This is a genomic window from Sporichthyaceae bacterium, assembly GCA_036493475.1.
Lineage (GTDB): Bacteria > Actinomycetota > Actinomycetes > Sporichthyales > Sporichthyaceae > DASQPJ01.
Genome location: DASXPS010000070.1, coordinates 1 through 26,690, shown reverse-complemented (window position 1 = coordinate 26,690; position 26,690 = coordinate 1). Strand labels below are relative to the sequence as shown.

Genomic DNA, 26,690 nt, shown 5'->3' with positions numbered 1-26,690 from the left:
GCGATGCTCACTCCTGTGCTTTCCCGGCACTGGGACGACCCGGACTCCTGGAAGATCGGCGGCTACGAGCGGCACGGCGGGTATTCCGCTGCCCGTAAGGCGCTGAGCATGGACCCGGACGCGCTGATCGCGCTGGTCAAGGAGTCCGGTCTGCGCGGCCGCGGCGGTGCGGGCTTCCCCACCGGCATGAAGTGGAGCTTCATCCCGCAGAACGACAACAAGCCGCACTACCTGGTGGTCAACGCCGACGAGTCCGAGCCGGGCACGTGCAAGGACATCCCGTTGATGATGGCCAACCCACACGTGCTGCTGGAGGGCGTGATCATCGCGTCCTACGCAATCCGCGCCTCGCACGCGTTCATCTATGTGCGCGGTGAGGTGCTGCACGTCATCCGTCGCATGCAGCAGGCGGTGGCCGACGCCTACGCGCGCGGCTATGCCGGCAAGGGTGTGTTCGGCACCGGATACGACCTGGAGATCGTGGTGCACGTCGGTGCCGGTGCCTACATCTGCGGCGAGGAGACCGCACTGCTGGACTCACTGGAGGGCCGCCGCGGCCAACCGCGACTGCGTCCACCGTTCCCCGCGGTGGCGGGTCTGTACGGCTGCCCCACGGTGATCAACAACGTGGAGTCCATCGCCTCGGTGCCCTCGATCGTGGCCGGCGGTGCGGACTGGTTCCAGTCCATGGGCACGGAGAAGTCCAAGGGCTACACGCTTTATTCGTTGTCCGGGCACGTGGCCAACCCCGGACAGTTCGAGGCCCCGTTGGGTGTGACGCTGCGTCAGTTACTCGACCTGTCCGGCGGCATGCGGCCGGGCCACCAGCTGAAGTTCTGGACCCCCGGGGGCTCGTCCACGCCGATCCTGACCGACGCGCACCTGGACGTCCCGCTGGACTACGAAGCCATTGGCGCGGCCGGCTCCATGCTCGGCACCAAGGCGTTGCAGTGCTTCGACGAGACCACCTGCGTGGTGCGCTCGGTGCTGCGCTGGACGGAGTTCTACGCCCATGAGTCCTGCGGCAAGTGCACCCCGTGCCGGGAGGGCACCTACTGGCTGGTGCAGATGCTCAAGCGGTTGGAGAACGGCCGGGGTTCCGAAGCGGAGATCGACCAGCTCCTGGACATCTGCGACAACATCCTGGGCCGCTCGTTCTGCGCGCTCGCTGACGGTGCGGTCAGCCCGATCACCTCCGCGGTGCAGTACTTCCGCGACGAGTTCATTGCGCACCTGACCGACGGTGGCTGTCCGTTCGACCCGGTCGCCGCCACTTTGTTCGCTGGAGCATCGGTATGACAGTGGAAGTAACCCGGGCCACCGACCTGGTGAACCTGACCATCGACGGGATCCCGGTCACGGTGGAAAAGGGCACGCTGGTGATCCGGGCGGCCGAGCAGGTCGGCATCCAGATCCCGCGGTTCTGCGACCACCCGTTGCTGGATCCGGTCGGTGCCTGCCGGCAGTGCCTGGTCGAGGTTGCCGGGCAGCGCAAGCCCGCGGCTTCCTGCACCATCACGGTCACCGAGGGCATGGAGGTGCTCACCCAGCTCTCCTCGCCGGTCGCAGACAAGGCGCAGCAGGGTGTGATGGAACTGCTGCTGATCAACCACCCGCTGGACTGCCCGGTGTGCGACAAGGGCGGCGAGTGCCCGCTGCAGAACCAGGCGCTGTCCAACGGACGTGCGGAAACGCGGTTCGCCGACGTCAAGCGCACGTTCGCCAAGCCGGTGTCCATCTCCGCGCAGGTGCTGCTGGACCGGGAGCGCTGCGTGCTGTGCGCGCGCTGCACCCGGTTCTCCCAGCAGATCGCCGGTGACCCGTTCATCGACATGTTCGAGCGCGGCGCGTTGCAGCAGGTGTCCATCTACACCGACGCCCCGTTCGAGAGCTACTTCTCCGGCAACACCATCCAGATCTGCCCGGTGGGCGCGCTGACCTCGGCGGCCTACCGGTTCCGCTCCCGGCCCTTCGACCTGGTCTCCAGCCCGAGCGTGTGCGAGCACTGCTCGGGTGGGTGTGCGCTGCGCACCGACCACCGCCGCGGCAAGGTCATGCGCCGACTGGCCGGTGAGGACCACGAGGTCAATGAGGAGTGGAACTGCGACAAGGGCCGGTTCGCGTTCGCCTACGCCCAGCGCCCGGACCGCATCACCACCCCGCTGATCCGCGACTCCGACAACACCCTGGTGCCCGCGTCCTGGCGGGAGGCACTGGCCGTGGTGGCCGAACGGCTGGAGGCCGAGCGCGGTCGGGTGGGCGTGCTGGTCGGTGGGCGGATGACGCTGGAGGACAACTACGCGTACTCGAAGTTCGCCCGGGTCGCACTGGACACCAACGACATCGACTTCCGCAGTCGGCCGCACTCGGTGGAGGAGGCTGAGTTCCTGGCCGCCCACGTCGTCGGGCGCGGCATCGGCATCGGCGACGGTAAAAGCCGATCAGACAACACCAGCACGCCGGATGCGGTGACCTACCGCGGCTTGGAGAACGCCCCCATCGTGCTGCTGGTGGGGCTGGAGGCCGAGGAGGAGGCCGCGGGTGTCTTCCTGCGGCTGCGCAAGGCGTATCTGAAGCGCAAATCCCCGGTGTACTCCCTCGCCCCGTTCACCACCAACGGGTTGTTCAAGTGCGGCGGCACGCTGATCCCGACGGTGCCCGGCGACGAGGCGGCGATTCTAGACCGCATCCTGGCCGGTGAGTGGGAGCTGACCGACAAGCTGCGGGAACCGGGCGCGATCATCGCGGTCGGTGAGCGGTTGGCGGCTCTGCCCGGCGCATTGTCCGCGGTCAGCCGGCTGTCCTCGACCACGGGTGCGGCGATCGCCTGGATCCCGCGGCGGGCCGGCGAGCGCGGTGCGCTGGAGGCCGGTGCCGCCCCCAACCTGCTGCCCGGCGGCCGGCCGGTCACCAACGAGGACGCCCGGCGCGAGGTCGGTCGCGCCTGGGGTCTGGGCGATCTGCCGCGCGCGGTGGGTCGGGACACCGCCGGGATCCTGGCCGCGGCCGCGGCCGGTGAGCTCAAGGCGCTGGTGGTCGGTGGCGTGGACACCGACGACCTGCCCGATCCGCACGCCGCGCTGACCGCACTGAGCATCGTCGATTTCGTGGTCAGCCTGGAGATGCGGGTCAGCGAGGTCACCGAGCGCGCCGATGTGGTGTTCCCGGTTCCGCCGGTGGCGGAGAAGGAGGGCACGTTCCTCAACTGGGAGGGGCGGGCCCGCCCGTTCTCCCAGGCGCTGCGCGGCGCCACCTCGATGACCGACCTGCGGGTGTTGGAGGCGATCGCGGAGGAGATGGATCGGTCGCTGGGGCTGCGCGACGCGGCCGACGCGGCCGCCGAGCTGGCCTCGGTGGGCGTGTGGTCCGGGCCGCGTCCGGTGCCGCCGTCGCTGCCGGCGCCGAGCACGCCCACCCCGGCCGCCGGCGAGGCGGTGCTGGCGGGTTGGCGCATGCTGCTCGACCTCGCGCGGCTGCAGGACGGTGAGCCGCACCTGGCCCGTACCGCGCGCAAACCGGTGGTCCGGCTGTCCGCGAGCACCGCCGCGGAGATCGGTGCCGCCGACCGGTCCTTGGTGGTGGTCTCCGCCGAGCGCGGCACGATCCGGCTGCCGATGGTGATCACCGAGATGCCGGACCGGGTGGTCTGGTTGCCGATCAAGTCGCCCGGCTCGGCCGTGCTGCGCGACCTCGGGGCCCGGCCGGGCGCGGTGGTCCGGATCCACGCGGGAGGTGCCGCATGATGCCGTTCAACCACGGTGGGGCCGACGGCTCGCATCTGGCCAAGTTCGGCCACGATGTGTGGTGGATCATGCTGATCAAGGTGCTCGTCATCTTCGCGTTTCTGATGGTGATCACCCTGTTCAACATCTGGTTCGAGCGGCGCGCGGTGTCCTGGATGCAGCAGCGCGTGGGGCCGAACCGAGTGGGTCCGCAGGGCCTGTTGCAGTCGCTGGCCGACGGCATCAAGTTGATGCTGAAGGAAGACATCATCCCGAAGAACGCGGACAAAATGGTGTTCGTGCTGGCTCCGGTCCTCTCCGCGACCGGCGCGTTCCTGGCCTTCTCGGTGATCCCGATCGGGCCCGAGGTCTCCATCGGCGGGCATCACACGGTGCTGCAGCTGACCGACTCACCGATCGCGGTGCTGTTCATCCTGGCCGCGGCATCCTCGGCCATCTATGGCATCGTGCTGGCCGGCTGGTCGTCCGGGTCGACCTATCCGCTGCTCGGTGGGTTGCGTTCCACCGCGCAGATGATCTCCTACGAGCTGGCCATGTCGATGGCCTTCGTCGCGGTGTTCCTCTACTCCGGCTCGATGTCCACCTCGGAGATCGTGGCCGCGCAGCAGAACCTGTGGTTCGGCGTCGCGCTGTTGCCCTCGTTCGTGGTCTACGTGATCGCGATGGTGGGTGAGACCAACCGCCCGCCGTTCGACCTGCCCGAGGCCGAGGGCGAGCTGGTCGGTGGCTTCCACACCGAGTACTCCTCGATCAAGTTCGCGCTGTTCTTCCTCGGCGAGTACATCGCGTTGACCACCGTCTCGGCGTTGGCCGTGACCATGTTCCTCGGCGGTTGGATGGCGCCGTGGCCGCTGGGTGGGCCGATCTGGCCCGGCGCCAACGAGAACTGGTGGCCGGTGCTGTGGTTCCTCGGCAAGTTGATGGCCTTCGTGTTCTTCTTCATCTGGCTGCGCGGCACGCTGCCCCGGATGCGCTACGACCAGTTCATGCAGTTCGGTTGGAAGGTGCTGATCCCGGCATCGGTCGCCTGGATTTTGCTGGTCGCCACCATCCAGGGCGTGCGCAACCAGGGCTACGACGTGCGCAACATCGTGCTGGTCGCGGCCGGTGCGATCGTGGTGGTGCTGGTGGGCACCTGGATCTGGGAGCTGACCCAGCGTCAGCCTGTCGAGGAGAGTGGCCAAGAGGCGTTCGACCCGTACGCGGGCGGCTTCCCGGTGCCGCCGCTGCCCGGTCAGCCGGCCGCCCCGGCCTACAGCGGTGCGAGCACGCGCACCATCGGTCAGGAGGACGAAGGTGCCTAAGCTCACCGATGGCTTGGCCGGCTTCTGGGTCACGTTTGTGGCCATGTTCCGGAAGAAGACCACGGAGTTCTATCCGGAACAGGTGAAGGGCCAGGAGGGCGGACCTCCCATTGCCGAACGGTCTCACGGTCGCCACCAGCTCAACCGGCACCCGGACGGGCTGGAGAAGTGCATCGGTTGCGAGCTGTGTGCCTGGGCCTGCCCGGCCGACGCCATCTACGTGGAGGGTGCGGACAACGACGACACGGCCGGCGAGCGGTTCTCTCCGGGCGAGCGGTACGGGCGGGTGTACCAGATCAACTACCTGCGTTGCATCTTCTGCGGCCTGTGCATCGAGGCCTGCCCCACCCGCGCGCTGACCATGACGCACGAGTTCGAGTTGGCGGACTCCTCGCGGGAGCGGCTGATCTTCACCAAGGCCGAACTGCTCGGCCCGCTGCTGCCCGGCATGGCCCCCGCCCCGCACCCGATGTACCCCGGCACCACCGATCAGGACTACTACGCGGGCAAGATCACCGCGGCCGACCCGGCGCTGCGCAAGGCCGGTGAGAGCTGATGCATTCGACCTCCAACGGTGAGGCCTTCCTGTTCTGGATCCTCGCACCTTTGGCGGTGCTGGCCGCGTTGGGCATGGTCGGGGCTAAAAAGGCCGTGCACTCCGCACTGTTTTTGGCCGTGGTGATGATCTGCCTGGCGCTGTTCTTCGCCGTGCAGTCCGCCCCGTTCCTGGCCGTGGTGCAGGTGGTCGTCTACACCGGTGCGGTCATGATGCTGTTCCTGTTCGTGCTCATGGTCGTCGGCGTGGACTCCTCGGACTCGCTGATAGAAACCATCCGCGGGCAACGCTGGGCGGCCATGCTGGCCGGGCCCGGCTTCGGCATCCTGGTGCTGGCCGGCTTCGGCAACGCGGCCATCAGCACCTTCCAGGGGTTGGACCGGGCCAACTCCGGTGGCAACGTGCAGAGTCTGGCCACGCTGATCTTCACAAAGTACGTGTTCGCGTTCGAGGTGACCGGCGGTCTGTTGATCACCGCCGCGCTCGGCGCCATGGTGCTCACCCACCGGGAACGCATCGGTGCCCGGCGCACCCAACAGGAACTGTCCGTCCAGCGCTTCAAGGACGGCGGCATCGTCACCCCGATGCCACCGCCGGGCGTCTACGCACGGCACAACGCGGTGGACACCCCCGCGCTGCTGCCCGACGGCAGCCCGTCCGAGCTGTCCATCTCCCGGGTGCTGCGCGCCCGCGGTGACGTGCGCACGATCTCCTCGGCCCGTCGCGGTGCACGCACCCCGCAGGCCGACCTGCCCGAGGTCGACGACGAGGCGGCCGCCACCCACGGCTCCCAGCTGGGGAAGGGTCCCACGCCGTGAACCCGGCCAATTACCTGTACCTGTCCGCGCTGCTGTTCACCATCGGTGCGGCCGGTGTGCTGATCCGGCGCAACGCGATCATCGTGTTCATGTGCGTGGAGCTGATGCTCAACGCCGCGAACCTGTCCTTCGTCACCTTCTCCCGCCGCTACGGCAACCTCGACGGGCAGATCATCGCGTTCTTCGTGATGGTGGTCGCCGCCGCGGAGGTGGTGGTCGGTCTGGCCATCATCGTGACCATCTTCCGGACCCGACGCTCGGCCTCGGTCGACGACGCGAACCTGCTGAAGTACTGAGGGCGAGCGATGAATCTGGCAAGTGAGCAGGTGACCAACGCGACCGGGATCTTCTCGGCGACCTGGCTGATGATCGCCTTCCCGCTGTTCAGCGCGGCGATCCTGCTCTGCTGTGGCAAGCGCGGTGACTCCCGGGCCCACCTGCTCGGCTGCGCCAGCGTGTTCGGCTCGTTCGTGATCGGTCTGCTGGAGTTCGTCAAGCTGACCGACCGGGAGTCGCAGTCCCGCGCGGTCAACCAGCACTTCTACAACTGGATCGACTCCGGCCGCATGCACCTCGACGTGGGCTTCCAGGTCGACCAGCTGTCCATCTGCTTCGTGCTGCTGATCACCTTCGTCGGCTTCCTGATCCACGTGTACTCGGTTGGCTACCTGGCGCACGACCCCCGGCGACGGCGCTTCTTCGCGTACATGAACCTGTTCGTGGCCGCGATGTTGCTGCTGGTGTTGGCCAACTCCTACCTGCTGCTGTTCGTCGGTTGGGAGGGCGTGGGCCTGGCCTCCTACCTGCTGATCGGGTTCTGGCAGCACGTGCCGGAGTACGCCACCGCGGCCAAGAAGGCGTTCATCATGAACCGGGTCGGGGACATCGGCCTGATGGTCGCGATGTTCCTGATGTTCCGTAACTACGGCTCGTTCGGCTTCTCCGATGTGTTCGCCGCGGCGCCGCACTCCAGCCGCGGCATCCTCGCCGCGATCGGGCTGATGTTGCTGCTCGGTGCGGTCGGTAAGTCCGCGCAGTTCCCGCTGCAGGCCTGGCTGCTGGATGCCATGGCCGGTCCCACCCCGGTGTCCGCGCTGATCCACGCGGCCACCATGGTGACCGCGGGCGTGTACCTGATCGTGCGCTCCGCGCCGATCTACAACCTCTCGCACGACGCCCGGCTCACCGTGGCCATCGTCGGCGCGATCACCCTGTTGCTCGGTGCGCTGATCGGTACCGCGAAGGACGACATCAAGAAGGCGCTGGCCGCCTCGACGATGAGTCAGATCGGGTACATGGTGTTGGCCGCCGGGCTGGGTCCGGCCGGCTACGCGTTCGCCATCTTCCACCTGCTCACCCACGGCTTCTTCAAGGCCGGCCTGTTCCTCTCCGCCGGTTCGGTGATGCACGGGATGAACGACAACACCGACATGCGTCGCTACGGCCACCTGCGCAAGTACATGCCGATCACCTACGCCTGCTTCGGTGTCGGCTATTTGGCGATCATCGGAATTCCGCCGTTCGCGGGCTTCTGGTCCAAGGACAAGATCATCGAGGCGGCGTTCAACGACAACGTCGGGCTGGGCGTCTGTGCGCTGCTCGGCGCGGGTGTCACCGCCTTCTACATGAGCCGGGTCATGTTCCTGACGTTCTTCGGTGAGAAGCGGTGGAACGAGGACGATCACCCGCACGAGTCACCGGTCGTGATGACCGGGCCGATTCTGGTGCTGGCCGTGGGTGCCGCCGTGGGCGGTCTGCTGCTGATCAACAACGAGATCGTGAAGTGGCTGGAACCGGTGGTCGGGCACACCGAGAAAGAAAGGTTCATGCCCCAGTGGGCCAGCCTGGCCGGCACCCTCGCGGTGGTGCTGGTCGGCCTGGCCATCGCGTTCGTCATGTACCTGCAGCGCCCGGTGCCGCGCACCGCGCCAGTGGCCGGGGCGGTCGTCACCGCGGTGCGCACGGACATGTACCAGGACACCATCAACGAGGCGTTGGTGATGCGGCCCGGTCAGTGGGCCACCCGATTCCTGGTCTGGTGGGAGAACCGCGGTCTGGATGGCCTGGTCAACGGGTTGGCCGCGGTGCTCGGCGGATCGGCCGGGCGGGTCCGCCGGCTGCAGGCCGGCTTCGTGCGCTCGTACGCATTGACCATGTTCGGTGGTGCGGCCGTGATGATCATCGCGGTCCTGCTGGTCAGGCTCTAGGAGAGACTGTGTCGAACTTTCCCTGGCTGACCGTCACGGCCGCCGTCCCGCTGGCCGGCGCGGTGCTCGCCGCGTTCGTGCCGCAGCGCACGTCCGTGCGGGCCAAGCAGATCGGTCTGCTCACCACACTGATCACCCTCGGGTTCGCGATCGGGGCGGCCATCGAGTTCGACGCCAAGGGTCCGCAGTACCAGCTGGTGGAGAACCACGCCTGGATTCGGCAGTTCGGTGTCTCCTACGCCCTCGGCGTGGACGGCATCGGCATGGTCATGGTGCTGCTCACCGCGGCACTGATGCCGATCGTGATGCTCGGCTCCTGGACCGAGCTGGAGGTCGGGGAGAACGCGCAGCCGGCCATCGGTGGCGGCAGCACGGGCCTGTTCGTGTCGATGATGCTGGTGCTCGAGGCGATGGCCATCGGCCAGTTCGCTGCCCTGGACGTGTTCCTGTTCTACGTGCTGTTCGAGGCCATGCTGATCCCGATGTACTACCTTATCGGGCGCTACGGCGGCCCGCAACGGCAGTACGCGGCGGTCAAGTTCCTGCTCTACAACCTGCTCGGCGGCCTGCTCATGTTGGTCGGCGTGATTTGGCTGTACTTCGCCGGACCGGGTGGGGAGAAGGCCTACCTGCTGCCGAACCTGATCGGCTACGACTTCGGCCTGCACACCGCGCGCTGGATGTTCATGGCGCTGTTCATCGCCTTCGCCATCAAGGCGCCGCTGTGGCCGTTCCACACCTGGCTGCCGGACGCGGCGGCGGAGGCCACACCGAGCAACGCGGTGCTGTTGTCCGGCATCCTCGACAAGGTCGGGGTGTTCGGGATGATCCACCTGTGCCTGCCGCTGTTCCCGGAGGCATCACGCTGGTTCGCCCCGACCATCGTGGTGTTCGCGGTGATCAGCATCATCTACGGCGCGCTGCTGGCCATCGGCCAGGCGGACATGAAGCGGCTGATCGCCTACATGTCGGTGTCCCACTTCGGGTTCATCGTGCTCGGCATCTTTGTGATGACCTCTCAGGGCCAGGGCGGCTCGACGCTGTACATGGTCAACCACGCGTTCGCCACCGCGGGGCTGTTCTTCGCCGCCTCGTTCATGATGTCCCGGCGCGGCTCGCGGATGATCTCCGCGTACGGCGGCATCCAGAAGGTGGCCCCGTTGCTCGCGGGCTCGTTGATGTTCGCGGGCCTGGCCAACCTGTCGTTGCCCGGCATGTCGACGTTCATCAGCGAGTTCATGGTGCTGGTCGGCACGTTCACCCGCTACCCGGCGGCCGGTCTGGTGTCGGTGGCCGCGGTGGTGCTGGCCGCGTTGTACGTGCTGATCTACTACCAACGCACGATGACCGGCGAGCTGACGCCGGAGACGGAGAACACCCCGGACCTACGCGCGTGGGAACTGCTCGTCGTCGGCCCGGTGATGGTGGTGATCGTGGCGCTCGGCTTCTTCCCGAAGCCGTTGCTGGACTACATCAACCCGACCGTGGACCGGACGTTGCACGGCGTGTCCGTATCCGATCCCACGCCGGCGCACGATGCGGCACTTGCTGGAGCCAACAAATGATGCTGCTGCCGCTGACGCGTGATCCCAATCTGCCGCCGATGATCCCGGCGCCGCACATCGAGTACTACGAGCTCTCGCCGATCCTGATCGTGTTCGGAATCGCCACCGTCGGCGTGCTGATCGAGGCGCTGGCACCGCGGCGCAACCGCCTGTTCCTGCAGGTGCTTCTCTGCCTGGCCGGTCTGCTCGCCGCGTTCATCGCGGTGTGCACGCTGCACGGGCACGCAAGCATCGATGCGGTCGGCGCGATCGCGATTGACGGCACCACGCTGTTCCTGCAGGGCACGATCCTGCTGCTCGGCATCCTCGCCGTGCTGCTGATGGCCGAGCGGCGGGTGGACCCGGGCGGTGCGTTCGCCACGCAGGGCGCCACCGTGCCCGGCTCCGCGGCGGAGCGACAGTCCGACGCGACCGGCTGGGTACAGACCGAGGTCTTCCCGCTGCTGATGTTCTCCATCGGCGGCATGCTGGTCTTCCCCGCGGCCAACGACCTGCTGCTGATGTTCATCGCGCTCGAGGTGCTCTCGCTGCCGCTGTACCTGCTGTGCGGGCTGGCCCGCCGCCGCCGCCTGCTCTCCCAGGAGGCGGCGATGAAGTACTTCTTGCTCGGCGCCTTCTCCTCGGCGTTCTTCCTCTACGGCGTGGCCATGCTCTATGGCTACGCGGGCTCGGTGCGCCTGTCCGACATCGACGCCGCGGTCTCCGGCAGTGCGGACAACGACGCGCTGCTGCTGATCGGCATGGCGCTGCTCGGCGTCGGCCTGCTGTTCAAGGTCGGCGCGGTGCCGTTCCACGCCTGGACCCCGGACGTGTACCAGGGTGCGCCCACCCCGATCACCGCCTTCATGTCCGCGGCCACCAAGGTCTCCGCGTTCGGTGCGCTGCTGCGCGTCTACTACGTGGCGCTGGGCGGGGCGAAGTGGGACTGGCACCCGATGATCTGGGCGGTCGCCATCGCCACCATGATCTTCGGTGCGCTGGTCGCGATCGTGCAGACCGACGTCAAGCGCATGCTGGCCTACTCCTCGATCGCGCACGCCGGGTTCATCCTGGTCGGGGTGGCCGCGACCAACCAGAAGGGCCTGTCGGCCACGCTGTTCTACCTGGCCACCTACGGCTTCGCCACGATCGCCGCATTTGCCATCGTCGGCCTGGTGCGCGACGCGGGCGGCGAGGCCACCCACTTGTCCCAGTGGGCCGGGCTGGGCCGGCGTTCGCCGGTGGTGGCGGGCACCTTCGCGCTACTCCTGCTGGCGTTCGCCGGAATCCCGCTGACCAGCGGTTTTGCCGGGAAGTTCGCGGTGTTCTCCGCGGCCGTCTCGGCCGGCGCCACCCCGCTGGTGGTGGTCGGAGTGTTGTCCAGCGCGATCGCCGCGTTCTTCTACGTCCGGGTGATCGTGTTGATGTTCTTCTCCGCCCCGCTGAGCGACGGCCCCCGGGTGGTGGTGCCCTCTCCGATGACCACGGTGGCGGTCGGCCTGGGCGTGGCGGTTACCGTTGTCCTGGGTGTCGCGCCACAACCGGTGCTGGACCTGGCCAACAACGCCGCTTATTTCGTCCACTGATTCGAATCTTCGGGGGCGCGCCGTGAAGAGCAGCTTGGGGTTGGACCCCGAACTCGAAGCTGCCGATCCGGCGTTGATCGAGGACCTGCGAACGGGCATGGATGCCATCGAGATCCTGCTCATCGACGCGTTGAAGGCCGATTACCCATTCGTCACCGAGACCTCGCGACACCTCGTCGAGGCGGGCGGCAAGCGGTTCCGGCCGCTGCTGGTGCTGCTGGCCTCGCACTTCGGCAACCCGCAGGCACCGGGCATCCCGGCCGCGGCGGTGGTCTGCGAGCTGACCCATCTCGGCACGCTGTACCACGACGACGTGATGGACGAGGCGACCGTGCGCCGGGGTGCCGAGAGCGCCAACGCGCGGTGGGGCAACTCCATCGCCATCCTCACCGGGGACTTCTTGTTCGCCCGCGCCTCGGACCTGCTGGCCGACCTCGGCCCGGAGTGCGTGCGCATCCAGGCGCGCACCTTCGAGCGGCTGTGTACCGGTCAGATCCGGGAGACCGTGGGTCCCGGCGAGTCCGACGACCCGCTCGAGCACTACATGCAGGTGGTCGCGGACAAGACCGGCTCGCTGATCGCCACCTGCGCCCGGTTCGGGTCCATGCTGGCCGGCGCCGAGGAGCAGGTGGTCGACCAGTTGACCCGGTTCGGTGAGCGCATCGGCATCGCCTTCCAGCTTTCCGACGACCTGCTGGACGTGGCCAGCACCTCGGCGGAGTCCGGCAAGACGCCGGGCACCGACCTGCGTGAGGGTGTGCCGACGTTGCCGGTGTTGCACGCGCTGGCGTCGACCGACCCGGCCGACGCCCGGCTGCAGGAACTGCTGCGCGCCGACCTGACCGACGACGCCAAGCACGCCGAGGCGCTGGACCTGCTGCGCGCACACCCGGCCATGGACGCCGCCCGCGCCGACGTGCGGGCGTGGGCGGACGACGCCCGCCGGGTGTTGGCGCGCCTGCCCGACGTACCCGCCCGGGCGATCCTGGAGTTCCTCTGCGACGCCGTGGTGGACCGCAGCGTCTAACCCCCCGCACCTCTCATGGCGTGTCGGGGTATCGGCGGGCGTTGATAGCCCCACACGCCATGAGCGGACGGGTGCGCAACTCCTCCGCCAGGTGGTCGCGCGCCGCGGTCAAATAGACCAGCAGCGCATCGCCACGACGTCGCTCGATTCGCCCGTCGATGATTTCTGACGTCATGTGAGCAGCGCATCGGCCCGGTCACGGTTGGGACACGAACCGCTGTGAGTACCTGCCATCAGGCGTCCGGCCCCCTTGGGGGCACGAATCCCAGGTACTCGACCATGTGGAGGAAACACTCATGCGTTCAACCATCAAAGTCCTCGCCGCGGGTGCGGCGGCCGCGACCGTGGCGCTCTCGCTGAGCGCGTGCGGCAGCGATTCCACCGCCAACGCGGCCGATGTGCCCGCCGGCCCGGTGGCCAACATCAGCAACCTGCAGGGGGAGAAGACCGAGGTGATCCTCGACCAGTCGTTCCTCGACGGTCTGAAGTCCCTCAAGCTCACCCCGGGCGTGCTCGGTAAGGCCACGCTGAAGAGCGGCACCCTTGCCTTTCCGATCACCGGCGGCGCCGCGACCTACTACACCCCCGGCACCCGTGAACCGTATGTGGAGAGCACGATCTTCCACGACGGCAGCGGGATCAGCCTCTCCGACGGCAAGACCACGGTCGAGCTGACCGATTTCGTGGTCGACGCCGGACAGTCGCTGCTCTACGGCGACGTGTCGGCCAACGGCAAGTCGGTGGTACACGACACCCCGTTGTTCATCCTCAACGGCGCCACTTTGGAGCCGCTGAAGGTGGACAAGTCGGCCGGCACCGCGGTGCTATACGGCACCAAGGTCGGCCTCACCGACGGGGCCGCGAAACTGCTGGACCAGACCTACAAGACGGACGCGCTCAAGGAGAACTTCCCGATCGGCACCGCTCGCATCACGTTGAAGCTGCCGCAGTCCTGACCCGACGATCGGCGGGGGGCGGCGGAAGGCGGGCTCTCGGATCAGCTCGGTGTAGTGCGGGTACGGATCGTCGATGAAGCCGGGGTGAGCGGGTTGAGCACGAGCGGTTCGCTCACAGACTCGCCACCATCCTGTCGATCACCCGGCTGATCACCGCCCGCGACGTGCCGAAATTCAGTCGCACGAAGCCGTCCCCGGTCTGCCCGAACGTGGCGCCCTCGTTGAGCGCCACCCGACCCCGGGTCAGGAACACCTGCTGCGGGTTCGGGCCCAGGCTCAGCCCCCTGGCGTCCAACCAGGCCAGGTAGGTGGCCTCCGGCAGGAACCACTCGATCCCCGGCAGCCGGGTGCGCAACTCCTCCGCGAGGTGGTCGCGCGCCGCGGTCAAATGGATCAGCAACGCGTCCAGCCACCCCTCGCCGGCGGAGAACGCGGCCACCGCGGCGTCGATGCCCAGAATGCTCGCCGCGCCGCGGTGCCGATAGCTCAGCCCGCGCAGCCAGGCGTCGTCCTCGGCGTTGCCGCAGACCGCGACCGCGGCGTGCAGTCCGGCCAGGCTCCAGGCCTTGGTGGCCGAGTGCAGGGTCAGCGTGCGCGCCGCGATCTGCTCGGACAGCGCGGCGAACGGGATGTGCCGGTGCGGGGCGAACACCAACGGCGCGTGGATCTCGTCGGAGACCACCCGCACGTTGTGACGGACAATCAGTTCACCGAGGGCACGCAGTTCTGACTCGGTATACGCACGGCCCACCGGGTTGTGCGGGTTGCAGAGCAGGAACAGCTTGTGCCGACGGAACGCGGCGTCCAACCCGTCGAGGTCCAACTCCCAGCGTTCGCCGCCGCGCACCATCGGTACCTCGATCACCTCCCGGTGTACCGCTCGGGTGCCCTCCAGGAACGGGTAGTAGACCGGCGAGGTGATCACCACGCCGTCGCCGGGCGCGGTGAACCTTTCGATCCACAACTCGACGCCGCGCATCACATCGCGCAGCAGTACGACGCGGTCCGGCTCGACGTGCCAGCCCCAGCGGCGCGCGGCGAATCCGCTGAAGGCCTCGGACAGTTCCGGGGCCACCAGGTCGACGGCGTAGCCGAAGTCCCCGCCGCGGGCCAGCGAGTCGCGCACCGCCGCGGCGATCGGCGGCGCGATGTCGAAGTCCATCTCGGCCACCCAGGCGGGCAGCACGTCCGGCGGGTAGGCCCGCCACTTCATGCTGTGCCGGCGGTGCAGTGCGGAAAGGTCGAGATCGTCGAAACCGTAGGCATCCCCCACGTCGATCATTCTCGCCTGAACTTGAAGGAACCGCCGAAGCGCCAGTACAGGTAGGTGAAGGGAACCGCGGTGGTCGCCAGCAAGATGCAGACATCGCGGGCACCGGACACGCCGCCGCTGGCGATGGCTACCGCGTCGATCAACACGGAGATCGCGGTGGCGATGAGGAAAGCCCGCCGCAACCGCCGAGCCTTTCCGGCCAGGTAATGCCCGCGGCGGCGGTCGCCCCGGGAGAACAGCACACAGAGCACCAGCACTGCGACGAGCGCGAGAAAGAGGCGCCCCCGCATGGCTTACCGACGCGAGGGCAGCAGGCCGACGATTGAGTCCACCACGTTGCGATCGGTGGCCGGCGGCGCCGGCTTGTCCTTGCGGTTCGGGTCCGGAGGCGTATTGCCCAGCGGATCGGGGTTCGCGCTGGCCCCGTACTTGGTGAAGCCCGGCTGCGGCATCGGGATCCGGTTGCACTTCACGTCCGGACCGTCGCCGGCCTTGCGCGCGGGCAGCGCGCCGTTGGCCAGGTAGTCCGCGATGCGGTCCTCGATGCACGGGTTGCCACCGAGGGAATTTGCGTGGCTGGTGGCGCCCTGCTCGGCGATCAGCCGGGCGCTGGGGAACAGCGCGCGCACATGCAGCGCGTCGGTGTACGGGGTGGCCCCGTCCAACGTGGCGTTGACCAGCAACACGCCGGGGGAGGACTTCTCCTTGGCCAGGACCGTGCCGTCCACGGTGACCGGGATGCCCGGCTTGGCCGGCCAGTACAGGCAGGAGGTGTTGTACCAGACGTTGCTCCACGTCATGAACGGCGCCTTGGCCGCGGTGGAGAACGCATCCGGCCGCCAGGTCTTCTCGTACGAGCCGGGCCACGCGGCGTCCGTGCAGTTCACCGCGTTGTACACGGCGAAGCCGTTGTCGTCGGCATCGAGGGAGTTGTTGTAGGCCACCCGCGCGGCGCCGATGTCACCCTTGTCGTTGATGTAGGAGGCCAGCGCGTCGGCGGTGTCCGGCCACAGGAACTCCGCGTACATGCCGTGCACGAAGGCGTCGGTCCACTCATCGGCGCCGATGGTGCCCTTGGGCTTGGCCTCCAACGCCTTGAGCACCTTGTTGTAGTTGGCCTGCACCGCCGCGGTGGTGGTACCCACGTTGTAGGTGTCGTGGTGCTTGGCCACCCAGCCGAAGAAGTGGTCGGCCACGCCCTGGAAGGCGCGGTCCTGGGCGAGTTGCGAGGTGTACCAGACACCGCGCGGGTCCACGTTGCCGTCGAGCACCATGTGGTCGACGTGCGTGGGGAACATCGTTGCGTAGACCTCACCGAGGTAGGTGCCGTAAGAGAAGCCGTAGTAGTTGATCTGCTTCTCACCCAGCGCCTGGCGGAGGTAGTCCATGTCGCGCACGGTGTCGGTGGTCTTCATGTGCGCAAGCAGGTCCGGGTACTTCTTGCCGCAGGTGGCCGCGTACTTCTTCGAGCGCTCCAGCCAGACGGTTTCCGTCTTGGACAGCTTCGCGGTGTGCGTGTCCGGGACGTAGTCCGGCCGCGGGCCCTTGGTGATCGTCGGATCGCAGGAGATCGCGGGCTTGCTGGCACCCACCCCGCGCGGGTCGAAGCCGATCCAGTCGTAGCTCTTCCCGGCGTCGTTCTTGATCACGTCGCGCAGTGTGGACAGGCCCAGCCCGGACCCGCCGGGGCCGCCCGGGTTGACCAGCATGACGCCCTGGCGCGCGGTCGCGGGCACCGTGGCCTTCATCCGGGACACCGCGAGCTCGATCTTCTGCCCGGTCGGCTTGTCCCAGTCCAGCGGCACGGACAGGAACCCGCACTCGGCACCGGTGGCGGACAGCGAGGACTGGCTGCAGGTGCTCCAGGAGATCTTGGGGGCGGGTGCGGTGGCGGCACCGGCCACGCCGCCCGGGCCGAGCGTGGCGAGCCCGAGCCCGGCAAGGCTCAACGCTGCTGCCGAACTCAGGGCCACGACTCGATTGCCGAGCTTCACGATTGCGTCCTCCAGGTCAGCTCAAAGCGGCGGACACCCACGAAGTCCACCCCGATCAGTGGCGCGCCGTCGGCCAGCGGCGGCAGCGCCACAGCGGTCTCGGCAGGCACTGCACGATTGAACACCGAGGGTTCCGGCAACGGTTTGCGCGCACAGGTCGCGTCCGCCTTGTCGCCGTGCACCCGGCCGGGCAGCGTGCCGTTCTCCAGGTAATCGGCGATGTGATTGTCCACGCAACCGTTGCCCTGCAGCGACCCGGCGTGCGTGGTCGCGCCCACCTCGGCGACCAACGCCGAGGTGGGGAATTCCCGGCGCACGGCCAGGGCACCGGCGAACGGCGTGGCCCCGTCCTCGGTGGCGTTGATCAACAGGATCGGGGTGCCCAGCACGGTGAGCATCCGGCCGTCGATCTGCAACGGGGCAGCGGGTTTCACCGGCCACCAGGTGCACGGCGCGGAGAACCAGAACCCACCCCAGGACGGCACCGGGGCGACCCGGGCGATGGAGAAGGCATCCGAGCGCACCTTGCGGTAGTCGGTGGGGAACGGGCCGTCGGTGCAGAAGGTCGCGTTGAACGCGGCGAAGGAGTTGTCGTCGCCCGGGCTGTCGGTCTGCGCGTACAACGACTCGATGAGTTCGTGGTTGCCGTTGCCCCAATCGGCCATCGCAGCGGCCAGGCCGGGCCAGCGCGACTCGGCGTAACCGGCCACCAGGAACACGTCGTCCCACTCCGCCGGACCGATCTGGCCCACCGGTGACGCGGTCAACTTCGCCTCGATCGCGTCATAGGCGGCGTTCACTTCGGTCCCCGTGCTGCCCAAGTGGTAGACGGTGTCATGCGCGGCGATCCAGCCGAAGAACTTGCCGATCACGTTCTGGAAAGCCGTCATCTGGGCGCGGCCGCCGTCACCGTAGCCGGGGTAGTCCGGCGGGACATTGCCGTCCAGCACCATGCGTCCGACGTTGGCCGGATGCAGCGTGGCGTAGGCCTGGCCGAGGAAGGTTCCGTAGGAGAACCCGTAGTAGTTCAGCTTCTGCTCACCGAGCGCGATGCGGATTGCGTCCATGTCCCGGATGGTGTCGGCGGTGTGCATGTGCGCGAGTAGCGCGCCGTTCTTCGCCAAGCAGGTCTTGGTGTAGTTCTTGGTCCTGGTGATCCAGGTCTTCTCGTTCGGTGACTCCTGCGACTCGCTGGTCGGCTTGTAGGCCGGTCGCGGGCCGTCAAGGTAGTTCGGGTCGCAGGAAACCGCGGGCGTGCTGGCCCCGACCCCGCGCGGGTCAAAGCCGATCCAGTCGTAGGTGTGCCCGATGTCCCGCGGGACGGCCCCCGGCAGGTAGGCGGGCAACTCCAGCCCGGAGGCTCCCGGCCCACCCGGGTTGGCCAGCATGACGCCCTGCCGGTCGTGCGTTGCCGCGACCTTGGACAGCGCCAGGTGCTCGACGCCGGCCGCCGGGTTGGTCCAGTCGATCGGCACGTCGAGAGTTCCGCACTGCGCGCCGGCCTGGATCAGCGTCGCGTCCTGGCAGGGCCCCCAGGAGATCGAGGACTGCAGCAGCGCAGCGGGCCCCGCCGCGCGGGCCGGGCCGCCCGCGGCGGTCAGCCCCGCCAGAGCCAGGGCGGCCGCACCCGTCAGTGCGGTCGCGCGCGAGAGCATTGCCTTCACTCCACTAACCCCCGGGCACTGTTACCGATCGGCAGATTTCGTCAATGTATCGCCGGATGTGGCCTTCGGTGGTCGACCTGACCCGGTCTGTGGATTATCAGGGCTTTGGGGTGGGCAGCGGGGAGCGCTTGCAGGAGACGTCGGGTCCGTTGCCGGGCTTGCGCGGCGGCAGTTTGCCGGTGCGCAGGTAGCTGATGACCGCGGCGTCCACGCAAGAGTTGCCGTTGAGGCTGTCCGCGTGACTGACCGAGCCGACCTGCGCGACCAGCGCCGCGTGCGGGAACGACCGGCGCACGGCCAGGGCACCGGGGTATGGCGTGGCGCCGTCCAGCGTGGAATTGACCAGCAGCACCTCGGGGGTGAGCAGCCCGTTGATCGACAATGGACGCCCGGCGGGCACCGGCCAGGTCAGGCAGGGTGCGTCGTACCAGACGTTCGGCCAGGTCTCGAACCCTGCGTGCGCGGATAGACGTTGCGCGTCGCGCTGCCAGGTCGCGAAGTCCCGCGGCCACGGGGCGTCGACGCACTGCACCCCGAGGTACATCGCGTAGTCGTTGTCCTGGTCCTCCAGGTTGTCGCGGTACCGGCCGAGGAACGGGGCGCGTTTGCCCGCGTCCCAGTCCCGCCAGGCGGCGGCGATGTCCGGCCAGTCGGACTGGAAGTATCCGGCGTCCAGGAACACGTCGTTCCACTCGTCGCCGCCGATCACGCCGACCGGCTTGCGGTCCAGCGCGTGCTGCTCCCGGACGTTACGGGCCTGCACCGCCTTCTGGGTGGCGCCCAGGTGCAGCACCTTGTCGTGCGCGGCTACCCAACCGAAGAAGTGCTCGATTGCGGTCTGGAAGGCCACGTCCTGGGCATGTTCGGCGCCGTACCAGACTCCGCTGGGGTCCACCACGCCGTCCAGCACCAGCCGTCGGGTGTGGGTGGGGAACAGCGTCGCGTAGACCTGGCCCAGATAGGTGCCGTAGGAAAAGCCGTAGTAGTTGATCCGGCGCGCGCCCAGCGCCTGACGCAACTGGTCCAGGTCCTTGGCCGCGTCCACCGTGGTCAGGTGCGGAAGCAGCGCCGGTTGATTCTTCGCACACGCGCGGGCGAAATCCGCGGACCGCTTCAGCCAGGTTTGCACCGTGGGGTCCTGCGCCGAGCGCGGGGTGTACCGCGGTCGGACACCGCTCTGGTAGCCCCTGCTGCACACCAGTGCGGGTCGGGAGCGACCCACCCCGCGGGGGTCGAAGCCGATCAGGTCGTAAGCGGCGGCGACGTCCTTGGGCAGCGCGCTCGCCAGGTACGCGGGCTGGGTCAGGCCGGAGTCGCCCGGGCCGCCGGGATTGATCAGCAGCGGGCCCTGTCGCTTCGCGACCGGGGCGGTGGCGCGGATGCGGGAAACCGCGATGGTGATGTGCTGCCCGCTCGGGTGGGCGTAGTCCAGCGGGACGGACAGGGACCCGCACTGGGCGTGCGCCTTGTGCAGGCCGGCGTCGACGCAGTTGCCCCACGCGATGGACGGACCCACCGTGAACGTGTTGGGCAACTCGCTCGCGGCCAGCAGGGAGTTCGCGGGCAGCATCGCCCCGGACATGGTCGCGACCAGCATGGACAGCCCGGACAGCCAGATCCAGACCGCGGAAGTCAGCGATCGCATCGGCGTTTGTCCCGCTTCGTCCGGTTTTCTGGCCCCGGCCAGCGTCTGACGCAACCCCGGACGCCGTCAACGGGTGCGGGCGCCGCGGACCTCGTAACTGGACAAGTCTTGGCGGACGATGGTGAAAACGCTCAGACGGCTGGGGGCAAGCGGGAGAATCCCCCGCCTTCCCTCAGCCGTCTGAGAGGGGTGGTGGGGGGAGCGGGGGGACACGGTCCCGCTCCCCACACCGGCTTGAGTTCAGTGACCGGAGCCACCCAGGGTGTTGCCGAGCAGGCCGCTGGTCAGGCCGTTGACCGCGCCGGTGACACCGCTGACCGCTCCGGTGACCGCACCGACCGGGTTGGCCGGGTCGATGGGCAGGCCGCCGGTGCTGGGCACCAGGCCGCCGGTGCTCCCGGTCACCTTGCCGGCGGAGCCGGTCACGCCGCTCACGGTGCCGGACACCGCGCCGGTGACACCGCTGACGACGCCGGTGGCCCCGCCGACCACACCAGTGACCGCGCCGGTGACGCCGTTGACGGCGCCGGTCGGGTTGGACACGGTGCCGGTCGGGTTGGAGACCGCGCCCTTGCCAGCGTTCACCACGGCGTTGATCGCGCTCAGCGCGGCGCTCAGCGCGCTGTTGACCTGGCGCATCGCGGTGTTGAACGCGCTGTCGTACTGCCCCTGGACGGTGAGCAGCGTGCTGTCGAAGGTGTCCAGCGCCTTGATGCCGGTCGCGTCGGCCTGCGCCTTGGCCAGCTTGACGGTGTTGCGGGCGGTGGTGAACGCGCCGTCCACGGTCGTCTTCGTGCCGGCCAGCTTGGTCTTCACGGAGTTGACCTGGGTGGTCAGCGCGTCGGCGGACAGGTTGCCGCCGTTGAGGATGCCTTGCACCGAGGCCAGCAGGTCGTTGGCGGTCTGCAGCGCGCCGCTGACCTGCGAGGTCAGCGTGGACTGCACACCGGCCACCGGGGTGCCCGACAGGCCGGGCACGTTGTTCAGCAGGGCGCCGGCCGCGCCGAGCGCGTCGGAGGCCTTGCCGGTGGAGGTGTTCAAGGCCGTGTGCGTAGTGCCCAGGCTCTTGTTCAGGGTGCCGATCGCGGCGGCGTTGTCGTACGTGACCGCGGCGCCGGCCTTGCCGTTACCGGCAGCGGCGCATGCGGCGGCCGAGGAACCGTTGCCGCAGCCCGCGTCCGAACCATTCACCTTGACCGCGGCGGTGGTGATACCGCCCACGAGCAGCGCGCCGCTGATCACGCCCGCCGCCCAACCGATGCCCGGCTTCACCATCACTGACACCACTCCGTCTGCTGTAAGGCGCCCCATGCGCCAAACTGCCGACGAGCCTGTGTCGCCGGCACCCGCTGCGGCGTGGGCCCGGTGGGCGGGCAGCACGGCAACGCGCAACCGGTCAGATGGACCCGGGTGCGCCACAGGTTCCGGAGCCGGGCGGAAACCGTTCCTTCGTCAAAAATGAATCAGCCTTACGTCCCATCAAGGGTGCAGTTGATCCGCAGCTGTCCGGGCGAAGGACTTAGTTGATGGTCCAGGTGTCCGTTCCGCGCAGCAATCGTTGCAGGTCCGACGGTTTGGCCGCGGCACTGCGCAACTGAGCCGTCATGCTGGCGTCGTAGGTCGGTCGGGTGACGTCGCGGAACACCCCGATCGGTGTCTTGTCCAGGGTCAGGTCGGTCAGCCGGGACAACCGGAAGGCCAACCCCGGGTCGTCGGCGTGCGCGTCGAACACCAACACCTCACCGGCGTTGTCCTCGGTGACCTCGAGAACCTGCAGCGAGGCGTTCGGGCCGCGGAACACTCCTCGTTCGCCGTTGGCGCCGAACCGGATCGGTGCGCCGTGCTCCAGGCGGATCAGGTGGTGGTCCGCGGTGGCCTGGTCCTTCAGCGGCTCGAAGGCGCCGTCGTTGAAGATGTTGCAGTTCTGGTAGATCTCCACCAGCGCGGTGCCGGAGTGTTCGGCGGCCGCGCGCAGCACCGAGGTGAGGTGCTTGCGGTCGGAGTCGAGAGTGCGGGCCACGAACGTGGCCTCCGCGCCCAGCGCCAGCGAGACCGGGTTGAACGGGTTGTCCAGCGAGCCGAGCGGGGTGGACTTGGTGACCTTGCCCAACTCCGACGTCGGGGAGTACTGACCCTTCGTCAGACCGTAGATCCGGTTGTTGAACAGCAGGATCTTCAGGTTGACGTTGCGGCGCAGCGCGTGGATCAGATGGTTGCCGCCGATGCTCAGCGCGTCGCCGTCACCGGTGACCACCCACACCGACAGATCCGGACGCGTGGTGCACAACCCGGTGGCGATGGCCGGCGCACGCCCGTGGATGGAGTGCATGCCGTAGGTGTTCAGGTAGTAGGGGAACCGCGAGGAGCAGCCGATACCCGAGATGAACACGACGTTCTCCCGGCGCAGACCCAGCTCCGGCAGGAATCCCTGCACCGCGGCCAGAATCGCGTAGTCCCCGCAGCCGGGGCACCAGCGCACCTCCTGGTCGGACTTGAAGTCCTTGGCGCTCTGCGACCGGTCGGTCTTGGGCACCAGTTCCAGGCTCTTGTAGGCCAGGCCGGGCGGCGGGCCGGCTTTGGCACTGTCGCGCGGGGGCATCAGTTGGCTCCAGGTGTTAGCGGTTTGCGGCGCTTGCTGCGCTCGACCCGTTGGGCCTCGGCCAGCATGTTGATCATGTCGTTGATGGCGTCGGTGAGCTCGCCGACGCTGAACGGCAGGCCACGCACCTTGTTGAACCCGACCACGTCCACCAGATATTTCGCGCGCAGCAGCAGGCTGAGCTGGCCCAGGTTCATCTCCGGGACGATGACCCGGTCGTAGTTGCGCAGCACCTCGGCGATGTTCGCCGGGAACGGGTGCAGATGCCGCAGGTGCGCGCTGGCCACGTTGCCGCCGGCCTGGCGCACCCGCCGGCAGGCCGCGCCGATCGGGCCGTAGGTCGACCCCCAGCCCAGCACCAGCACGTTGGCCTGCCCGGACGGGTCGTCCACGGTCAGCGGCGGGATGTCGTAGGCGATGTTGTCGATCTTCGCCTGGCGGGTGCGGACCATCAGGTCGTGGTTGAGCGGGTCGTAGGAGATGTTGCCGTGCCCATCGGCCTTCTCGATGCCGCCGATGCGGTGCTCCAGGCCGGGCGTGCCGGGAATCGCCCACGGGCGGGCCAACGTCTGCGGGTCCCGCTTGTACGGCCAGAACGTGCGGGCACCGTCCTCGGTCTCGTGGTTGGTCTCGGTTGCGAACGTCACGGTGAGATCGGGCAGGTCGTCCACGTCCGGGATTTGCCACGGCTCGGCGCCGTTGGCCAAATACCCGTCGGAGAGCAGGAAAACCGGGGTGCGGTACTTGGTCGCGAGGCGAATCGCTTCCACCGCGGCGTCGAAGCAGTCCGCGGGGGACTGCGCGGCGACGATGGCCACCGGCGCCTCGCCGTTGCGCCCGTACATGGTCATCAACAGGTCGGCCTGCTCGGTCTTGGTGGGCAACCCGGTGGCCGGTCCGGCACGCTGCACGTTGACGATGACCATCGGCAGCTCGAGGCTGACGCCCAGCCCGATTGCCTCTTGCTTGAGCACGATGCCCGGCCCGGAGCTGGCGGTGACCCCCAGCGCCCCACCGAACGCGGCACCCAGCGCCGCGCCGATTGCGGCGATCTCGTCCTCGGCCTGGAAGGTGCGCACGCCCATGCCCTTGTGTCGGGACAGCTCGTGCAGGATGTCGCTGGCCGGGGTGATCGGGTACGCGCCCATGAACAGCGGCAACTTGGCCAACTGCGCTCCGGCGATCAGGCCGTAGGACAGGGCGAGATTGCCGGTGATGTTGCGGTACATGCCCGGTGGCATCCTGGCGGGTTTGACCTCGTAGGAGACCGCGAAGTCCTCGGTGGTCTCGCCGTAGTTCCAACCGGCCCGGAATGCCGCGATGTTGGCGTCGCGGATGTCCGGCTTGCGGGCGAACTTCACCGCGAGGAACTTCTCGGTGCCCTCCGACGGCCGCCCGTACATCCAGGACAGCAGGCCGAGGGCGAACATGTTCTTCGCCCGCTCGGCGTCCTTGCGGGTCAGCCCGCTGTCCTTGAGCGCCTCGACGGTCAGGGTGGTCAGCGAGAGGGCGTGCACGTGGTAGCCCTCGAGGGAGTGGTCCTCCAAGGGGTTGTTCTTGTAGCCGACCTTGGTCAGGTTGCGGTTGGTGAACTCGTCGGAGTCGGCGATGATCGTGGCCCCGCGGGGCAGGTCGGCCATGTTCGCCTTCAGCGCTGCCGGGTTCATCGCCACCAAGACGTTCGGGGCGTCGCCCGGCGTCATGATGTCGTGGTCGGCGAAGTGCAGCTGGAAGCTCGAGACGCCGGGCAGCGTCCCGGCCGGGGCGCGGATCTCGGCGGGGAAGTTCGGCAGCGTCGAGAGGTCGTTGCCGAAGCTCGCCGTTTCCGCGGTGAACCGGTCACCGGTGAGCTGCATACCGTCGCCGGAGTCGCCGGCGAAGCGAATGATGACCCGATCGAGTTGTTGGACCTGCTTATTCACGGTGCTGTGTCTCCGAGGCCGGTGGCGCGGTCGGGCGGACGCAATCCTGCCCGCCCCTTTGCGAATTCTCAGGTTACCTCTGTACAGGGTTCATCGATCGGCGGGGCGGATGTGTTTCAGGCGGTGCCGGCCGCAGCCACCAGCGCAGTGGCAATGACCTCCAGTTCGGTCTGCGTGCAGATGTAGGGCGGCATCGTGTAGATCAGGTTGCGGAACGGTCGGATCCACACCCCGCGTTCCAGCGCGGCCGCGGTTGCGGCCCGCACATCGACCGGCCGTGTGGTCTCGATCACACCGATCGCGCCGAGTACCCGGACGTCGGCCACGCCGGGCAGGTCCCGGGCCGGGGCCAGCCCCGCGGCCAGGGCCACGCTGATCTGCGCGACCCGGCCGGCCCAGTCCTGACCCAGTAATAGGTCGATGCTTGCGCAGGCCACCGCCGCGGCCAGCGGGTTCGCCATATAGGTGGGTCCGTGCATCAGGGCGCCGCCGGCCTCCGGCGCGCTGACCCGAGCGGCGACCTCGGGGGTGCACAGGGTGGCGGCCATGGACAGGTAGCCGCCGGTCATCGCCTTGCCCACGCACAGGATGTCCGGGCTGATCCCGGCGTGCTCGCAGGCGAACAGCGCGCCGGTGCGGCCGAAGCCGGTGGCGATTTCGTCGAGGATCAGCAACACCCCGGCGGCATCGCACAGCTCGCGCAGCGCCCGCACACAGGCCGGGGAGTGGAAGCGCATGCCGCCCGCGCCCTGCACCACCGGCTCCACGATCACTGCGGCCACCTCGTCGCGGTGCTCCGCCAGCAACGCCTGCACCGCGGCGAACCAGGCGTCATCCAGCCCGGCGTCGAAGCCGTCCGGCGGCCGCGGGGCGAACAGGTGCTCGGGCAGTGCGCCGGAGAACAGGTGGTGCATGCCGCCGACCGGGTCGCAGACGGCCATGGTGGCGAAGGTGTCGCCGTGGTAGCCGCCGCGCACCGTGAGCAGGCGGTGCCGCGGCCGACCGGTAGCCCGCCAGTACTGGATGGCCATCTTGATGGCGACCTCGACCGAGACCGACCCGGAGTCGGTGAGGAACACGTGCTGCAATTCCTCCGGGGTAATGGCCACCAGCCGCTGCGCCAGGCCGACCGCGCTGGGATGGGTCAGCCCACCGAACATCACGTGCGCCACGCGGTCGAGTTGGTCGCGCACCGCGGCGTCGAGCACCGGGTGGCGGTAGCCGTGGATGGCCGCCCACCACGAGGACATGGCATCGACGACCTCCCGGCCGTCGGCCAGCTGCAGCCGCGCGCCCGAGGCGGACAGCACGGGCTGCACCGGGCCCGGTGCGGTCATCGAGTCGTACGGATGCCACAGCAGACGTCGGTCGAGCTCGCGCAGCCGCGCGAGGTCGTCCCCTGCGGTGGCCAGCTCAGGCCTTGGTCTTGGACGTGGCCGTGGGCTTGGCCGTCGTAGCGGCGCCCTTGGTGTAGGTGATGATGGCGTTGTCCCGGGCCGGGCTCATATCGGCAGCTTAATCCGGTGTTCATTGCAAGCCCGCACATGGACGGACTCCGGGTGGCAATGCCACCCGGAGTCCGTGAGGTCGGGCCGGAATCCGGCCGATCGCTTACTGCGGCGAACCGCCGGCCGGGTTGAGCGCGCTGCCGGAGTCGGCCCCGGAGTCACCGTTGTTCGCGGCGGGGGCCGCGGCGCCGGACTGTTCGCCGTTCGGGATGCTCGAGCCGGACGACATCGCGCTGCCTGCTGCGCCGTCCTGCCCGTCCGGGCCCGAACCGCCCGCAATCGATCCGGTCATCGGATCCGGGCTGCTGGACTGGGCCGGGGCCGGAGCGGCGGGCGCTGCCGGA

Annotated in this window: 22 protein-coding genes; 11 read left to right on the top strand and 11 right to left on the bottom strand. The window is 68.5% G+C overall.

The features are described 5' to 3' along the window. Window positions 1-3 precede the first annotated feature (3 nt). The 10 genes from nuoF to VGJ14_07715 are packed head-to-tail and all read left to right on the top strand — an operon-like array spanning window position 4 to window position 12,785. Complete coding sequence (nuoF, locus tag VGJ14_07760) at window positions 4-1,299, top strand: NADH-quinone oxidoreductase subunit NuoF (GenBank protein HEY2832301.1); 1,296 nt, start codon at window positions 4-6, stop codon at window positions 1,297-1,299. Then, on the top strand, window positions 1,296-3,743 hold the full coding sequence (locus VGJ14_07755; GenBank protein HEY2832300.1) for an NADH-quinone oxidoreductase subunit G: 2,448 nt from the start codon (window positions 1,296-1,298) through the stop codon (window positions 3,741-3,743). Before nuoF ends, VGJ14_07755 begins: the two co-directional genes overlap by 4 nt. Then, window positions 3,740-5,047: an NADH-quinone oxidoreductase subunit NuoH gene (gene nuoH, locus VGJ14_07750; protein HEY2832299.1), complete on the top strand. Its 1,308-nt coding sequence runs from the start codon at window positions 3,740-3,742 to the stop codon at window positions 5,045-5,047. Before VGJ14_07755 ends, nuoH begins: the two co-directional genes overlap by 4 nt. Beyond that, complete coding sequence (nuoI, locus tag VGJ14_07745) at window positions 5,040-5,603, top strand: NADH-quinone oxidoreductase subunit NuoI (GenBank protein HEY2832298.1); 564 nt, start codon at window positions 5,040-5,042, stop codon at window positions 5,601-5,603. Before nuoH ends, nuoI begins: the two co-directional genes overlap by 8 nt. Continuing rightward, on the top strand, window positions 5,603-6,421 hold the full coding sequence (locus VGJ14_07740) for an NADH-quinone oxidoreductase subunit J (GenBank protein ID HEY2832297.1): 819 nt from the start codon (window positions 5,603-5,605) through the stop codon (window positions 6,419-6,421). Before nuoI ends, VGJ14_07740 begins: the two co-directional genes overlap by 1 nt. Beyond that, window positions 6,418-6,717 (top strand): NADH-quinone oxidoreductase subunit NuoK, encoded by a 300-nt coding sequence (nuoK, locus tag VGJ14_07735; GenBank protein HEY2832296.1) that lies wholly within the window; start codon window positions 6,418-6,420, stop codon window positions 6,715-6,717. The genes VGJ14_07740 and nuoK overlap by 4 nt, the downstream gene beginning before the upstream one ends. A gap of 9 nt (window positions 6,718-6,726) precedes the next feature. Further along, entirely contained in the window at window positions 6,727-8,628 is a 1,902-nt protein-coding gene (gene nuoL / locus VGJ14_07730; GenBank protein ID HEY2832295.1) for an NADH-quinone oxidoreductase subunit L, read from the top strand. A gap of 8 nt (window positions 8,629-8,636) precedes the next feature. Continuing rightward, window positions 8,637-10,193 (top strand): NADH-quinone oxidoreductase subunit M, encoded by a 1,557-nt coding sequence (locus tag VGJ14_07725; protein ID HEY2832294.1) that lies wholly within the window; start codon window positions 8,637-8,639, stop codon window positions 10,191-10,193. Further along, window positions 10,190-11,758, top strand: a complete 1,569-nt coding sequence (gene nuoN, locus VGJ14_07720; protein ID HEY2832293.1) for an NADH-quinone oxidoreductase subunit NuoN — start codon at window positions 10,190-10,192, stop codon at window positions 11,756-11,758. Before VGJ14_07725 ends, nuoN begins: the two co-directional genes overlap by 4 nt. Before the next feature lie 22 nt (window positions 11,759-11,780). Continuing rightward, window positions 11,781-12,785: a polyprenyl synthetase family protein gene (locus VGJ14_07715; protein HEY2832292.1), complete on the top strand. Its 1,005-nt coding sequence runs from the start codon at window positions 11,781-11,783 to the stop codon at window positions 12,783-12,785. 13 nt (window positions 12,786-12,798) lie between these two features. On the opposite strand, the gene VGJ14_07710 is transcribed toward VGJ14_07715, so the two are convergent. Next, the gene (locus tag VGJ14_07710) at window positions 12,799-12,960 is read right to left on the bottom strand and encodes a hypothetical protein (protein ID HEY2832291.1); all 162 of its coding nucleotides are present in this window, start codon (window positions 12,958-12,960) and stop codon (window positions 12,799-12,801) included. A 121-nt stretch (window positions 12,961-13,081) separates the two neighbouring features. On the opposite strand from VGJ14_07710, the gene VGJ14_07705 reads away from it, so the two are divergent. Continuing rightward, window positions 13,082-13,741, top strand: coding sequence for a hypothetical protein (locus VGJ14_07705; protein ID HEY2832290.1), 660 nt, complete (start codon window positions 13,082-13,084; stop codon window positions 13,739-13,741). A gap of 112 nt (window positions 13,742-13,853) precedes the next feature. Here the strand turns inward: VGJ14_07705 and VGJ14_07700 are convergent, their stop codons facing one another. From VGJ14_07700 to VGJ14_07655, 10 genes are all read right to left on the bottom strand, one after another. Further along, on the bottom strand, window positions 13,854-15,014 hold the full coding sequence (locus VGJ14_07700) for a MalY/PatB family protein (protein HEY2832289.1): 1,161 nt from the start codon (window positions 15,012-15,014) through the stop codon (window positions 13,854-13,856). 5 nt (window positions 15,015-15,019) lie between these two features. After that, window positions 15,020-15,304, bottom strand: coding sequence for a hypothetical protein (locus VGJ14_07695; protein ID HEY2832288.1), 285 nt, complete (start codon window positions 15,302-15,304; stop codon window positions 15,020-15,022). Window positions 15,305-15,307: 3 nt separating this feature from the next. After that, the gene (locus tag VGJ14_07690; protein HEY2832287.1) at window positions 15,308-17,008 is read right to left on the bottom strand and encodes an alpha/beta hydrolase; all 1,701 of its coding nucleotides are present in this window, start codon (window positions 17,006-17,008) and stop codon (window positions 15,308-15,310) included. Next, window positions 17,005-18,663 carry an alpha/beta hydrolase gene (locus VGJ14_07685; GenBank protein ID HEY2832286.1) on the bottom strand — a complete coding sequence of 553 codons (1,659 nt, stop codon included), beginning with the start codon at window positions 18,661-18,663 and terminating at the stop codon, window positions 17,005-17,007. Before VGJ14_07685 ends, VGJ14_07690 begins: the two co-directional genes overlap by 4 nt. A 106-nt stretch (window positions 18,664-18,769) precedes the next feature. After that, window positions 18,770-20,317 (bottom strand): alpha/beta hydrolase, encoded by a 1,548-nt coding sequence (locus VGJ14_07680; GenBank protein ID HEY2832285.1) that lies wholly within the window; start codon window positions 20,315-20,317, stop codon window positions 18,770-18,772. A 240-nt stretch (window positions 20,318-20,557) separates the two neighbouring features. Beyond that, on the bottom strand, window positions 20,558-21,592 hold the full coding sequence (locus tag VGJ14_07675; GenBank protein ID HEY2832284.1) for a hypothetical protein: 1,035 nt from the start codon (window positions 21,590-21,592) through the stop codon (window positions 20,558-20,560). A 244-nt stretch (window positions 21,593-21,836) separates the two neighbouring features. Continuing rightward, window positions 21,837-22,916, bottom strand: coding sequence for a 2-oxoacid:ferredoxin oxidoreductase subunit beta (locus VGJ14_07670; protein HEY2832283.1), 1,080 nt, complete (start codon window positions 22,914-22,916; stop codon window positions 21,837-21,839). Next, window positions 22,916-24,838, bottom strand: a complete 1,923-nt coding sequence (locus tag VGJ14_07665) for a 2-oxoacid:acceptor oxidoreductase subunit alpha (GenBank protein HEY2832282.1) — start codon at window positions 24,836-24,838, stop codon at window positions 22,916-22,918. The genes VGJ14_07670 and VGJ14_07665 overlap by 1 nt, the downstream gene beginning before the upstream one ends. A gap of 116 nt (window positions 24,839-24,954) precedes the next feature. Next, window positions 24,955-26,220: an adenosylmethionine--8-amino-7-oxononanoate transaminase gene (locus VGJ14_07660; protein ID HEY2832281.1), complete on the bottom strand. Its 1,266-nt coding sequence runs from the start codon at window positions 26,218-26,220 to the stop codon at window positions 24,955-24,957. A gap of 229 nt (window positions 26,221-26,449) precedes the next feature. After that, on the bottom strand, window positions 26,450-26,690 hold a 241-nt coding region (locus VGJ14_07655; GenBank protein HEY2832280.1), incomplete at its 5' end, for a hypothetical protein.

Coding starts and splice junctions, on each gene's coding strand:
- VGJ14_07680 (HEY2832285.1), bottom strand. CDS start 20,317: ATGCGATCGCTGACTTCCGCGGTCTGGATCTGGCTGTCCGGGCTGTCC.
- VGJ14_07705 (HEY2832290.1), top strand. CDS start 13,082: ATGCGTTCAACCATCAAAGTCCTCGCCGCGGGTGCGGCGGCCGCGACC.
- nuoF (HEY2832301.1), top strand. CDS start 4: ATGCTCACTCCTGTGCTTTCCCGGCACTGGGACGACCCGGACTCCTGG.
- nuoN (HEY2832293.1), top strand. CDS start 10,190: ATGATGCTGCTGCCGCTGACGCGTGATCCCAATCTGCCGCCGATGATC.
- VGJ14_07675 (HEY2832284.1), bottom strand. CDS start 21,592: ATGGTGAAGCCGGGCATCGGTTGGGCGGCGGGCGTGATCAGCGGCGCG.
- VGJ14_07740 (HEY2832297.1), top strand. CDS start 5,603: ATGCATTCGACCTCCAACGGTGAGGCCTTCCTGTTCTGGATCCTCGCA.
- VGJ14_07695 (HEY2832288.1), bottom strand. CDS start 15,304: ATGCGGGGGCGCCTCTTTCTCGCGCTCGTCGCAGTGCTGGTGCTCTGT.
- VGJ14_07755 (HEY2832300.1), top strand. CDS start 1,296: ATGACAGTGGAAGTAACCCGGGCCACCGACCTGGTGAACCTGACCATC.
- nuoH (HEY2832299.1), top strand. CDS start 3,740: ATGATGCCGTTCAACCACGGTGGGGCCGACGGCTCGCATCTGGCCAAG.
- VGJ14_07670 (HEY2832283.1), bottom strand. CDS start 22,916: ATGCCCCCGCGCGACAGTGCCAAAGCCGGCCCGCCGCCCGGCCTGGCC.
- VGJ14_07685 (HEY2832286.1), bottom strand. CDS start 18,663: ATGCTCTCGCGCGCGACCGCACTGACGGGTGCGGCCGCCCTGGCTCTG.
- nuoL (HEY2832295.1), top strand. CDS start 6,727: ATGAATCTGGCAAGTGAGCAGGTGACCAACGCGACCGGGATCTTCTCG.
- VGJ14_07710 (HEY2832291.1), bottom strand. CDS start 12,960: ATGACGTCAGAAATCATCGACGGGCGAATCGAGCGACGTCGTGGCGAT.